General features: G+C 69.5%; 9 protein-coding genes. 5 read left to right on the plus strand and 4 right to left on the minus strand.

Annotation, left to right across the window (positions count from 1 at the left end; all coding sequences use genetic code 11):
• Positions 1-99: 99 nt before the first annotated feature.
• The gene (locus ACFPN9_RS19100) at positions 100-1,068 is read left to right on the plus strand and encodes a tripartite tricarboxylate transporter substrate-binding protein (protein WP_066725353.1); all 969 of its coding nucleotides are present in this window, start codon (positions 100-102) and stop codon (positions 1,066-1,068) included.
• 42 nt (positions 1,069-1,110) lie between these two features.
• On the opposite strand, the gene ACFPN9_RS19105 is transcribed toward ACFPN9_RS19100, so the two are convergent.
• Together ACFPN9_RS19105 and ACFPN9_RS19110 are read right to left on the minus strand one after the other, a co-directional pair.
• The gene (locus ACFPN9_RS19105) at positions 1,111-1,905 is read right to left on the minus strand and encodes a hypothetical protein (protein WP_377817450.1); all 795 of its coding nucleotides are present in this window, start codon (positions 1,903-1,905) and stop codon (positions 1,111-1,113) included.
• Positions 1,906-2,114: 209 nt separating this feature from the next.
• On the minus strand, positions 2,115-3,146 hold the full coding sequence (locus tag ACFPN9_RS19110; protein ID WP_066725311.1) for a Gfo/Idh/MocA family protein: 1,032 nt from the start codon (positions 3,144-3,146) through the stop codon (positions 2,115-2,117).
• 264 nt (positions 3,147-3,410) lie between these two features.
• Between ACFPN9_RS19110 and ACFPN9_RS19115 the strand changes: the two genes are divergently transcribed.
• From ACFPN9_RS19115 to ACFPN9_RS19130, 4 genes are all read left to right on the plus strand, one after another.
• Positions 3,411-4,718 carry an HlyD family efflux transporter periplasmic adaptor subunit gene (locus ACFPN9_RS19115; protein WP_082735206.1) on the plus strand — a complete coding sequence of 436 codons (1,308 nt, stop codon included), beginning with the start codon at positions 3,411-3,413 and terminating at the stop codon, positions 4,716-4,718.
• The gene (locus ACFPN9_RS19120) at positions 4,718-6,913 is read left to right on the plus strand and encodes a peptidase domain-containing ABC transporter (RefSeq protein ID WP_066717261.1); all 2,196 of its coding nucleotides are present in this window, start codon (positions 4,718-4,720) and stop codon (positions 6,911-6,913) included. Before ACFPN9_RS19115 ends, ACFPN9_RS19120 begins: the two co-directional genes overlap by 1 nt.
• Positions 6,910-9,090: an ATP-binding cassette domain-containing protein gene (locus tag ACFPN9_RS19125; protein WP_066717264.1), complete on the plus strand. Its 2,181-nt coding sequence runs from the start codon at positions 6,910-6,912 to the stop codon at positions 9,088-9,090. The genes ACFPN9_RS19120 and ACFPN9_RS19125 overlap by 4 nt, the downstream gene beginning before the upstream one ends.
• A 173-nt stretch (positions 9,091-9,263) precedes the next feature.
• Entirely contained in the window at positions 9,264-10,487 is a 1,224-nt protein-coding gene (locus tag ACFPN9_RS19130; RefSeq protein ID WP_377817451.1) for a hypothetical protein, read from the plus strand.
• A 21-nt stretch (positions 10,488-10,508) separates the two neighbouring features.
• On the opposite strand, the gene ACFPN9_RS19135 is transcribed toward ACFPN9_RS19130, so the two are convergent.
• Both ACFPN9_RS19135 and ACFPN9_RS19140 read right to left on the minus strand, forming a co-directional pair.
• Entirely contained in the window at positions 10,509-12,011 is a 1,503-nt protein-coding gene (locus tag ACFPN9_RS19135) for an FAD-binding oxidoreductase (protein WP_066717270.1), read from the minus strand.
• Between the two features lie 75 nt (positions 12,012-12,086).
• Positions 12,087-12,794, minus strand: a complete 708-nt coding sequence (locus ACFPN9_RS19140; protein ID WP_066717273.1) for a DUF1345 domain-containing protein — start codon at positions 12,792-12,794, stop codon at positions 12,087-12,089.
• Positions 12,795-12,972: the final 178 nt, after the last annotated feature.

The following is a 12,972-nucleotide window of genomic DNA, read 5'->3' on the forward strand; positions in this document are numbered from 1 at the left end:
TGCCGCGCGCGCGGCCACCGTCAATCTCCGCGCTTGACCCTTGCGCGAACAGATTGTCTGATAGCAGGCAATCTAACGACAATATGGATGGGAGGCTTCATGAGAACCCTGTTGCTCGGCCTGATGGCCGCGGCCACGCTGGCGATCGCGCCCGCTTCGGCACAGAGCTATCCGACCCGCCCTGTAACCATGCTGGTGCCTTTCGCGGCCGGTGGCACCACCGATGTGCTCGCCCGCATCCTCGCCGAGGAGATGGGCAAGGCGCTGGGCCAGAACATCGTAGTCGAGAATGTCGGCGGCGCCGGCGGACGGACCGGGACCGAGCGGGTCACCCGGGGCGAGCCGGACGGCTACACCGTCCTCTTTGGCAATATGGGGCCGATGGCCGCCAGCCGGGCGCTCTTCAAGGACCAGCGCTACGACCCCCGCACCGACCTCGCCCCCATCGGTCTCGTCGCCGACGTGCCGATGGTAATGGCCGCGAGCAAGAAAAGTGCGGTCGCGGACCTCAAATCCTTCGTCGCGAAGGTCAAGGCGGAAGGCGACAAGGTCACTTTCGGTACGGCGGGCTTCGGTGCGACCTCGGATCTGGCGCCGCGGCTGCTGCTGCATCTCTCGGGGCTGAAGGCGACGATCGTGCCCTATAAGGGCGCGGGACCGGCGATCCAGGATCTGATCGGCGGTTTCGTCGATGGCGTCATCGACCAGACGGCAACGCTGCTGCCGCTGCACGCCTCCGGCACCGTCACCGCACTCGCCGTGACCGGCGACAGCCGCCTGCCGCAGGCGCCGGATGTGCCCACCTTCGCGGAAGCCGGGCTGCCCGATTTCGGCATGAAGGTCTGGAACGCGCTTGCCGTCCACAAGGACACCAATCCCGCCATCGTGGCGCGGCTGGTCGCGGCGCTGGACCAGAGCCTCTCCTCCGATTTCGTGCGGACGCGGTTCGAGGGCCTGGCCGTTCCGGTGCCGCCGGCCTCCGTCCGTGGCCCCGCGCATCTGGACCGGCTGGTCAAGGCCGAGGTCGAGCGCTGGGAGGCGGTGCTGAAGGACGTGCCGAAGCAGTGAGAGAAGGCGTGCCCGCGGTGTTCCAACCGCGGCGCGCCCGGCCTACCAGGTGACGATGACCGGCCGGGGCATCGTGTATTTCGAGACCAGGCAGCGAAGGGTGTCGACGATGTCGCGATCCTCGCTGGCCATGATCAGCGACCAGATGTCGCCGGTGAAGCGCAGCAGCAGATCCTCGATCTCGTCGTATTCGAGGTCGGAGAAATCGAACCCGACCGTGGTCGGGCTGGCGCGGTTGGGGACCTGGAAGGGGCTCAGGCGCTGCACCAGTTCCGTCAGCGCCATACCGGGCTTCGCAGCACCGGCGAGGTTGCGGGCCAGCACGGCGCCTTCCGCGGCCAGCGACATGATCCGCCCGATCACGATGCGCCTGTCCAACAGGCTCATCGTCCGCAGGCTGCCGCCGAAGCGCGGTGTGAAGGCCGCCCGCTTTGGTGCGGTCGCGCCCGGACCCGGCCGGGCATCCAGGGGTATCGGGGCCGAAAGCGGCAGGAAATATTCGAGATCGCAGGCGACGCCGCTGCACCAGACCCGCTGCGAACTGATCTCGACATCGACGATGCGGCCGGTCGCGCTGCGCACCTCGGCCCGTTCGGCGTCGTAATAACCGTTGGTCTCCAGCAGCCACAGCCGCCGGTCACGCTGCACGCTGCTCAGGGCCGTGCCGGCCGCCAGCAGTTCCTTGTGCTGGATTTCCGGCCAGACCCGTTCGACGAGGCGCAGATAGCCGGCATTGGCGGCGAGATACTGGGAACCGTTGGGACCGGCGGTCGAGAGGCAGGCCGGCACGTCTGCCTGCTGCACGAGATCGGCGGTGAGATTGCGGGTGGAAAACATGGCGAATCCGGCGACGAAACAATGTGCAGCTGATTAGAAATATTCCAAATGAGATGATTCGGCAGCAATTTTCTTTCGTCGAATCGGGGGTATCGGAATGTTTCGTGCATGGCCGGTTAAATGATTCCCGGAAAGACAGGCTCGCCCTCCGGCGGGTCCGCTTCTCGATGCTCCCGGCATGCCGAGGAGCCGCACGCCATGAACGCTGCTCAGCCGGTCGCGACCATCACGCGGCCTGAGCTTTGCCCGGCAGCGATGAGTGCGTCGATCAGATGATGGACGCGCAGCGCCTCCTCGCCCGTGATGCGAGGCGGGCGCTTCTGTCGGATGGCCTCAGCGAAATCGGCCATCACGGCGCGATGATAGTCATGGGGGAACGCCATCGGATCGGCGCCGGTGCCGCCGGCGCTCCGGTCCGGGTCCGTCGTGGTCCGCGTGCCGTCATGCCAGGCGATGTCCAGCGCGGTGCCGACGAGCGAGGCTGTCGCGTGCCGGCAGATCAGCTCGATCCGCTCCGGGAAACCGGGATAGGCCGCGGTCGTCGCATCGATGGTGCCGACCGCCCCATTGGCAAAACGGACCGCAGCGCAGACCATGTCCTCGGTCTCCATCCGGTGGACCGGGCTGGTCAGCGCATAGCCGCAGACCTCTGTAACGGAGCCGGCCAGGCTCAGCATCAGATCGAGCGTATGGATCCCCTGCGACAGCAGCACGCCGCCGCCGTCGCGCGCGAAGCTGCCGCGGCCGGGCTCATCGTAATAGGATTGGGGCCGCCAGAGCCGGATCACGGTCGAGCAGCCGACGATCTCGCCCATCCGGCCGGAATCGAGCTGTTCGGCCAGCGCCACGGCCGCCGGCTTGAAGCGGTGCTGCAGCACGATGCCGAGCGTGACGCCGGCGGCGCGGCAGGTCGCGACCAGGTCCTTCGCCCGCGCGGTGGTGATGTCGATCGGCTTTTCCAGCAGAACATGCTTGCCCGCCTGCGCGCAGCGCCGGGCGACGTCGAGATGCGTGTTGGCGGGAGTGAGCACCAGCATCGCCGTGACGCTTTCGTCGGCGAGCAGCGCCTCGAGATCGTCGCAGAGCGGAAAGGGGAAGCGCGCGCCGAAGGCGGCGCGGCGCTCAGGGCTGGGGCTGTAGGCACCGGCGACCTCGATCTGGTCCTGAAGGTCGACGAGACCCTTGGCGTGGGGCGTCACCGCCATGCCGAGCCCGACGATGCCGATGCGCAGTCTGCTCATGATGTCGCTCCGATGACCGGGACCCGAGCCGGCGCAGCGGCGTCGGCAACCGGAAGCAGACATAAGGAACGGCAAGGCCGCGGTCACCTGTGGCCGGCAGGCCAGCGCTGATGACCGGACAGCTCTGCGTCGTCTTGGGCGTCAGTGCCGTGAGCGGGTCGGCCATCGGATGCAGCCGGTGAGCCTGCAGGTTTCCTTAACCCTGTCCGTTTACCATGACCATGGGGAAGTCGTCGGCTGTTTCGCTTTCCCGAAGAGGGTGGAATGGCGGATTCAACGACAGCGTCGATGTTCCGGAGCGAGGCTTTGGATGCGCGCGGCCGCATCGAGGCGCTGCCGACGACGATGCATGTCACCGACAGCTGGACGCGTGCGGTGATCGGAGGGGTGGCGCTGGCCGTGCTGGCGGCCTTGGTCGCGAGCACGCAGGTCATCATCCCGATCCAGATTCCCGCCAGCGGCGTCGTGGTCGACCGCTCGGGCTATCTGCTCACAGCCGTCCCGGCCTCGGCGGGCGGCTTTGTCGAGGCGCTGAAAGTCCGGGCCGGCGACCATGTCGTGAAGGGCCAGGAACTTGGCCGGCTGACGCTGCCCGAGCAGTCCGAGACGATCACGCGCCTGCGCGGCGCATTGGAGGGGCTGAAGCGCGACGATCTCGCCATGGCCGCCCTGGCCGAGCAGGACCGGCGCAGCGAGCAGGCCGTGCGCGACCGGAACGCCGCCAATCTCGACGCGCGGATCGCCAGCCATGAGCAGCGGATCGGCTGGCTGCAGCAGCGCCAGAACGCCGAGGCGGAGCTCCTGCGCAAGGGCATCTCGACAGAGACCCGCATTATCGCGGCCCGCATCGCGCTGCAGGAGGCGATCGCGGAGCGCGACCAGATGCGCTTTGAGCGCAGCTCGCTGCAATCGGCCGCGCTCGAGGCCGAGGCGCGGCGCGAGCGGGAGCGTCTGGGGCGGGCTCTGAAGATCGAGCAGGCGGCGATCGATCTCGCCGCGGCCGAAGCCAATCAGGCAGTCCGCCAGGTGCTGCGCGCGCCCGTCGACGGGGTCGTCGCCGAGGTTCCGGCGCGTGTCGGCGAATCGGTCTCCAGCGGCGAGGCCATCGTCGTTGTCATGGCGCAGGGGGGCAGCCGCGCGGAGGATCTCGAGGCGGTTCTGTTCGTGCCGCTCGGCGCCGGCAAACGCGTCTCCCAGGGCGACCGCGTGCTGATCGCGCCCGCGTCCCTGCCGCAGGGCGAGCATGACCGGCTGCTGGGGCGGGTGGGCACGGTTTCTTCGACCGTCACGACGCGGGATTCCCTGCGCTCGACGCTCGGCAGCGAACAGCTCGCCGAACTGGCCGCCCGCGAAGGGCCGGTCTTCCGCCTCGTCGTCGAGCTGGAGAAGCGCGACGGCGATCCGAGCCGTCTGGCCTGGACGTCGGGAGGAGGTCCCAACCTGTCGCTCACCCGCGGCACCCCCGTCTCGGCGCAGATCACGACCGAGCACACGAGCCTGCTCTCGCTTGCCCTGCCGGCGCTGCGGCGCCTGTTCGAACCGTCTCGCTCGGTCTGGACGGACCGCGGCTGATGTCCATTTTCGGCGGCGGCACCCCCGTCATCCTCCAGATGGAGGCGACCGAATGCGGCGCGGCCTGCCTTGCCATGGTTCTGGCGGCTCATGGTCGGCCGATCACGCTGGAGGAGGCGCGGGTAGCCTGCGCGACCGCTCGCGACGGCGTCGATGCCGCCCGACTTGTCGTCGCCGCCCGCAGCTTCGGGCTGGAGACCCATGGGCTGCGGCGCGAGCCCGAGGATCTGGCGTTGCTCCCCATGCCCCTGATCCTGCACTGGAATTTCGACCATTTCGTCATTCTCGATCGCGTTACGCGCAGCGGCTTCGTGATCCTCGATCCGGCCTGCGGCCGGCGGCTCGTCGATCGGGCCGAATTCGGGCGCTCCTTTACCGGTGTCGCGCTCAGCTTTCAGCCGGGGCCCGGTTTCGAGCGCCGGCCTCCGCGCCGCACCACGCTCGGTCTGCTACTCGACGAGGCCCGGCGCTCTCCCGATGCGATCGCGCTGACGGCGCTGCTCGGGCTGGTCGGCATCGTGCCGGCGCTCGCCCTGACGGCAGCGATCGGCGTCTTTGCCGATCATGTCGTCGGGCAGTCGCGCCTGGCCTGGGCGCTCGCGCTGCTCGGCGCCATTCTCGGCGCGGGCCTGCTGCAGTTCGTGCTCGGCGTGCTACGCGAGCGCATCGTCGCCGCCTTGCGGAGCAAGATCGCGACCCATGTCGCGGTCGCCGGCTTCTGGCGCGCACTGCATCTGCCGGCCTCCTTCTTCGCCCAGCGCAGCGCTGGCGAGATCGTCTCGCGCCTGCGGCTCGGGTCCTCCGTCGGCGAGATCGTCGGCGGGCCTCTGGCCCGGCTGGTGCCGGATGGTGTTCAGGCGCTTGGCTATCTCGGGGTGATGGCCCTCTTCTCGCCGGGTCTCGCTGCGGTTCTGGCGGTCGTCTGCTGCGTCAACCTGATCTCGATGACCGCGCTCAGCCGACGCGTGGCCGCGGCCAATGCGGCGGCGCAGGTGGCGGAGGGCGCCGCGGCCGGCATTGCGACGGCAGGCATGGCGGCTCTGTCAACCTACCGCCTGCATGGGCGCGAGCGGCTTCTGGTCGAGCGCATCGCCGCAGCGGAAGATACGGCTCTCGATCGCGAACAGCGCATCGGCGTTCTTCGCGCGATCGGCCTCGCGGCGCCTGCGGCATCGGGGCTGGCCATGACCATCGCGGTGCTGACGGTCGGCGCGGTGCTTGTCATGGACGGCGCTCTGACGCTGGGCGGGCTGATCGCCTGCCAGATGATCGCAGGCCTCATCAACGGGCCGGTCGTCTCGCTCGCCGCCGCCATGCCGCATCTCCAGGAGGCTGGCGGGGCCTTCGCCCGGATCGACGATCTGCAGCGTTATCCGCTGGCCCGCGCGTTCGAGCCCGACCGGCAGGCCCAGGAGCGCCAGCCTTTTCGGATCACGGGCCATGTGCGGCTCGAAGCGGTGTCGTTCGGTTTCGCTCCCGGTCAACCGCTCCTGCGCGACATCACGCTCGACATTCCGCCGGGCCGCATCCTCGCCATCCTCGGACCGTCCGGGTCCGGCAAATCCACGTTGGCCCGGCTGATCGCCGGCATGACCGAGCCGGATGCCGGCCGGGTCCTGCTGGACGGTATCGGTCTGGAGGATTGGCCGCAGCCGCTGCTGCGCCGCACCCTGCAATATGTCCCGCAGCAGGCGGCTGTGTTTTCGGGATCGCTCGACGACAATCTCCATCTCTGGGACCACGCGATCCGTCAGCAGGACAGCGCGCAGGCGATCCTCCGGACCGGGCTGCACGGCGTCGTGGCGGCGCGGGCTCACGGCATGCACTCGCTTCTGTCGGGCCATTCGCCGGCGCTCAGCGGCGGCGAAATCCAGCGCCTCGCTCTGGCGCGGGCGCTGTCGCGAGCGCCCAGGGTGCTGGTGCTGGACGAGACCACCAGTGCGCTCGACTTCGCCGCCGAGGCCGACATCCTGGACCAGCTGCGCCTGAGCGGGGCCACGGTGGTCATCGTCACCCACCGCACCGGCACCGCGCTGCGCTGCGATGATGCCATCCTGCTCGATCAGGGCGCGATCGTCGCCTGCGGCGCGCCGGGGGCGATCCTCCTGCGCGAGACCATGGCAGCGGCCGACCCCTCGCTGCCGCGGCCGGATCGGGCCGAGGCGCGAGCCGCCATCGGAGCGGCAAGCCGATGAGCCTGACAGCGCATCTCGATGGCAACGGCCCGATGCGGGGCAGCCGGGCGGAGCCGAACGAGCTGTCAGCCCGTCTCGACCGCATCGAACGCCTGCTGGACGACCGCTTCAGCGATGCCGGCGATGATGCCGTGTTGGGCGCGCTCGATATCGCGGCCCGGGCTCTCGGTGCGACGTGGCCGAAGCTTCCGGCTCCGCCGCCCGAAGAGCCGCTGGACACCGCGCTTCATCGGCTCGCGGAGCAGGGCGGGCTCCTGGCAAGGCCGGTAGCGCTTGACGATCGGTATCTCGCCTCGGGCAGCGGCCCGGTGATCGGTCGGCGGGCGGACGGGGCCGTGTTGGCGCTGGTTCGCAAAGGGCGAGGCTGGTTGCTGCACGAGCCCGGCGGCCTGGCTCCGCCGCCACACCTCGACGGTCAGGCCCGTGCGTCCTTGCCGACGAGCGGTTTTCAGATCGGTTTGGCGCTGCCGGCAAAGGCGATCACCCCGCGAGAACTGCTGACATTCGGCTGGTGGAGCGTCTGGCCGGACCTTGCAGGCTATGCGCTGATGACGGCCCTCGCAGGTCTGGTCGCCGCCCTGATCCCGATCCTGACCGGCACGATCGTCGGCACCGTCGTGCCGGGGCGCGAACTCGGTCTGCTGATCGACATCGCTCTCTTCCTCTGCGTGCTCGCGGTCGTGAACGTGGCCGTCAGCATGGCGTCGCAACTCGCCTTGCTCAGGATTCGCGGGAGGCTCGGCTCGATGCTGCGCGCGGCCGCGATCGACCGCGCGGTCAGAATTCCGGCCGGCCAGCATGCGCCCGTGCCGCCGCCGATCATGGTGCTGGCGATCCGCGCCGTGGAAGGCTGGCATCGCGGTGTCTGGTCTCTCGGCCTCGGCCTGCTCGCGAGCCTTCTGATGGCGCTGCCGAGCCTGTTCGTGATGGCGACGACATTGCCTGGCGCGGCGCTGGCGGTGCTGGCGGTGGGCGCGGTCGCCTTCGCGGCCGCCTGGTCGATCGGTCGGCATCAGCAGGCTCTGATGATCGCGCCGGGCCCCGGTTCGCCCGTCAGCTGGATGGCGACCGCCTACGAGACCTTTTTCAACATCGACACGGTGCGCGCCACGGCCACCGAGACCGCGATGTTCAACCGCTGGGCGGCCGGCTTCTCGAGCCTTCAGGTCAAGCAGTTGCGGACGGCGCGGCTGGGCGCCTGGTCGGCGGGAATCGGGGCGGCGGTCGAGAGCCTGTTCCTGCTGGCCGCGATCGGCGCCGTGGTCCTTGCGGGGGTCCTGAGCGAGCCGGACCGCACCGTCTCCTTCGTGGTGGCGGCAGGCGTCGTCGTCGGAGCCGTCTCGACCATGATCGCCAGCGCCTCCGAGCTCTCCATGCTGGCATTGCAGCGCCGAATTGCCCGGCCGCTGCTGCTCGGCGTGCCAGGCGTGGAAGCGGATGGCGAGCCGCTGGCGGAGCCGCAGGGCGCGGTCTCGGTCGTCTCGCTGACCTATCGCCATGACGAAGCCAGCCCCGCCGTACTTCAGGGTGTCGATCTCGCCGTCGCACCGGGCCAGTATGTCGGCATCGTCGGGGCCTCCGGTGCTGGAAAATCCACGCTGATCCGGCTGATCCTGGGGCTTGCCACGCCCGAAACGGGAGCCGTCTTTCTCGACGGGGTCGATACCCGCAAGCTCGACATGGCGGCGATGCGCCGACGCATCGGTATCGTCGGGCAGGGGGCGAGCCTGTTTCCGGGAACGTTGCGCGACAATGTCGCCCTCGGCGCCGGGCTGCGGGACGCTGAGATCTGGGAGACCTTGCGCCTGGCCGGTGTCGCCGATGACATCGCCGCGATGCCGCTCGGGCTCGGCACGGTGATCGGCGACACCAATCCGATGCTGTCGGGCGGGCAGGTCCAGCGTCTGCTCTTCGCCCGTGCCATCGCGACCCGGCCGAAGCTGATGATCCTCGACGAGGCGACGAGCGCGCTCGATCCGGTCGCGCAGGCGACCGTCACCCGCACCATCCGCGCCCTTGGGATCACCGTCATCGCCGTGGCGCATCGTCTCGAGACGCTGCAGAGCTGCGACTGCATCTACATGCTGGAGCGCGGCCGCATCGTCGAGAAAGGCAGCTTCGCAGAGCTCGCGGGACACGATGGCCCCTTTTCCGCGATGCTCGCCCGGCAGTCTTGAGGCCGGACGGGCCGTCAAGGCTTTCTTCAACATGAAACAGCGAAGCGGGGCAGGCGCTTGGCCCGTCAAGACTTTGTTGGGCGATGTTCCCTAACGTCGCCTGGCTGCAGAACGCAGCGCCGGTGCCCATGAGGGCCGGCCCGGGCACTGGACCGACAGAAGGACCCACAGCGATGCAGACCGCCAAAGCCGCCGCCCCGATCCTGGCCGAGGAGCTGGATCTCGACGCATTGAGCAAGGTGGCCGGTGGCACCCGCAGCCAGCCCTCCGGTCCGGATTCAAGCGCCATGCTCGACGCGGTGCATGCATCGGACGGGTCCCATCCGCTTGAGATGGGCCATGGTCCTGTGGTCGAGAACCCGGTGCACAGCGCGCAGGCCCATCTCGCACACACCCTCAATGCCACGGCCGTCCCGCAGGGCGAGGTTCACACCTCGGTCGACACACACGCCTCGGCGGGCGGCCATGATGCTCATGTCTCGGCCCAGGCCGGCGCCGGCGCCTCGGCGAGCACGCATCACGACGGCAACAGCGCCAGCGCCTCCGCGCGGGCCGAAGCGAGCGCCTCCGCCAGCGGTCATGTCGGCAGCGGGCCTGTCTCGATCGATGGCCACGCCAGCGCCGAGGCGTCCGCTTCCGCCGACGGCCATGCCGGCATTTCCGGCAGCTCCGCGGACATGCAGGGTTCGGTTCATGCCGGCGCCTCGGCCAGCGGCGACGTCACCCGCACCGTCGATGCGGGACACGGGATCACCGAGACAGACAAGGCCTCGGGCACGGTCTACGCAAAGGCCGGCGCCGATGACTCGGAGAGCGCCCAGTTCGGGCATGGCAGCTACGGCGCCTCGTCCAGCGGCGGCGCCTTCGCCGGTGTCGGGGCCCAGGGCAGCGAAAGCGCCTCGCTCGACGTCAAGGGCGTCACCGTGACCGACAAGGGCGGCGTCACGGCGGGCGCGGAGGTCGGCATCAGCGGCGGAGCCCATGCCGGCTACTCGGATCATCATCTCAACATCGGTGTCAGCGGGGCTGTCGCGGCCGGGCTCGGCCTCAATGTCGATCTGAACGTCAGCATCAACACCAAAGGCATCGAGGATGCTGGCAAGGCTGTGGGCGAGGGCACGGTCGTCGCAGCCCATGCCGTCGACCACGCGGCGACCGAGGCCGGCCATGCCGTTGCGCACACGGCCGAGGCCGCCGGACGCGATGCCGAACACGCCGCCGCTGCGGTGGGGCATGAAGCCGGGCATGCCGCCCATGAGGTCGGGCATGCCGCCAGCCATGCGGCTCATGAGGTCGGCCACGCGGCGAGCCATGCCGCCCACGAGGTCGGCCACGCCGCCAGCAGTGCCGTGCATCACGCCGCCCACGCGGTGAAGCACTTCTTCCACCACTGGTGAGGCGGCCGGGCGAGGCGCCGCTCAGGCGTCGTCCCGCTCTGCCGGGACGCTCCTCCCCGGAGCCATGACACCGGCCGGGTCGAGCGCCCGAGCGAGGCGCCGCAGGACGGCGTCGTAGCTCGCTTCGGCCTGCGCCTCTCGCAGGCCCGGATGACCGAGCCGGAACGCACGATAGCCGCGTGCGGCCAGCGCTGCGGCAACTTGCCGATACAGGGCGAGCGCCGCGTCGTCGGCCATGCTGTCGGCGCGGTCCCAGGCCAGCGAGACGTAGCCGTGAAGCGCGCGGCCCGAGACCGCCTGCGCGCCGAGCGCGGCGAAGAAGGGCCGCTCCCCCACCGCCTCCGCCAGCAGCGCCTCGACCTCCCGCAGTGCCGCGCCGGAAAAGGGCAGGACGGGGCACAGCCACAGGAAGCCGCAACCGTCCCGGTCGGGGTCGAGGGGCTCTTCAATCGGGCCGGGCTTGGCCGCATAGAGGCTGGCGAGATTCCCGCCATGGCTGAATCCGGTCAGGAAGGTCTCGAGCCGTTCTCCGGAATCCGTTCGGTCCTCCATCGTGTCGATGCTGCTGGCGAGCCCTGCGAAGCTGCGGCGGATCACGGCGACCCTGGCATCGAACAACTCGCGGTGATCGCCCGCGACGATCAGCGACAGCCCCCAGCCGGCAGCCCCTTGCAGCGCCGGCGCCAGCGCGTCCCGGCCGCGAAGGAGGGACGAGAGCCGCTTCGCCCGGTTCCAGATCGCGACGTCATAGGCGTTCAGGACCCCGCTCTCTACGAGCCGCCGCAGGACGGCGAGCGCGAGGTCGAAGGCCGCTTCCGTCTCGATCTCGACGAGCAGCGCCCCCGCATGGTCGAGCGTCGGGTTGAGCGCGACCCGCCCCGACAGCACGACGCCCAGACTCGATTGGCTGAACAGCCCCTCGATCAGCGGGCCCGCCGGGCGCCCGTGAAGTTCGGCCGCGATTCCCGGGCCGAGACGGCGATGGCCGGTGCGGATGCGCTCGCCCGTCGATAGCGCGATGTCGAGATCGAACAGGCCGGCATGGCGGTCGCCCATCGGCCCGGCGCCGTCGCCGCGCTCGAGGGCGTTGGCAAGGACACTGGCGTCGATCGGCCCGCCGAAGCTGGGCAGGTGATAGCGCAGGCCCTCCGCCTTCAGCCGCGCCTGGAGCTGCGCGAAGGTGACGCCGGGCTCGATCCACGCCGTCCCGTTCGCCATGTCGATGTCGAGAATGGCGTCGAGACGCGACAGATCGAGGATCGCGGCATCGACAACGGGCAGCCGCGAGCCCAGCCCCCAGTTGCGCCCGCGCGACAGCGGGTGGAGGGGCTGGCCTGTCTGGCCGGCGATGGTGACGACATGGGCGGCCTCGGCGCTCGTGGCGGGGCGGACGATGGCGAGCGTGCGCGCCGGCCAGGGAAAGGTGGCTGCCTGACATTCGTCCCGGGCCGGCCGCGACGCCGAGATGCCGGCCGCGGCCAGCGCAGCCAGGAACGCGTCGAGCCTGGCGACGGGATCAGACATTCTCGCCTCGCAGTCCCGTCACCCTACCGGGACGCAAGGGAAGGTGACGCGATTCCCGCCTGCGGGAAAGGTGGCTCAGAACAGCCCGGAAACGAGGCTGACCGTCAGCCCCAGCACCGTCATGTTGAAGAAGAAGGCGTAGATGCCGTGGCAGAGCGCGGTGATGCGGATCGACCGGGAGTGGATGCTGATGTCCGCCGTGGAATTGGCCAGACCGATGACGAAGGAGAAGTACAGGAAGTCCGACAGGGTGAGCTTCTGCGGATCGCCCGGAAAATCGAGCCCGCGCTCGGCATTGAGCAGATCGCCGGTCTCGCGGGCGCTGCCGTTGAAATACTGGTTGGCGTAGTGGATCGCGAATTTGAAATGGACGAAAGCCCAGGTCGTCAGCACGGTCGCGACCGTCAACGCGATGTGCTCCGGCAGCAGCATGCCGCTGTCCTTCTTGACCAGCATCAGCTCGATCAGCACCGCAGCGAGGCTGATCGCCGCCGCGATCACGGAGGCCGCCAGCGTGAACAGGCGGCCTTGGTCGCTGACCGAAACGAGATCGCGCAGTGGATAGCGGGCGCTGCGCGACAGGCCGAGGGTAAAGGCCATGAAGAGCAAGGCCGACGCGTTCCAGCCCAGCAGGGCCCGCGTGGTGGCGCGGAAACTGTCGGGCAGCGCAAGCGCGACGAGCAGGCCTGCGAGCAGGCACAGCAGGATGCGGACATGCGGCCCGGTGTGCCGCCGTCCTAAGACGGGGGCGCTGCGCGGCAACTGCGAGTCGAGCGACGTCATCTGGCTTCGTCCCTTCGGCGCAGGGACTGTCTGCGACCGTGGGACCGATCTTGCGCGCGCCTCGTGTCCAACGTCTTGCCGTTGCGGCAGTGATGTGCGGACAGGGTTTCCGGTTCCTTAACCGAAGGGACGATCGCATCCCTCGGGGAACCGAGCGATGCTGTGCTGGCTGTCACGT

Origin of the sequence: Allobosea massiliensis, from assembly GCF_042655245.1 — a bacterium.
GTDB lineage: Bacteria > Pseudomonadota > Alphaproteobacteria > Rhizobiales > Beijerinckiaceae > Allobosea > Allobosea massiliensis.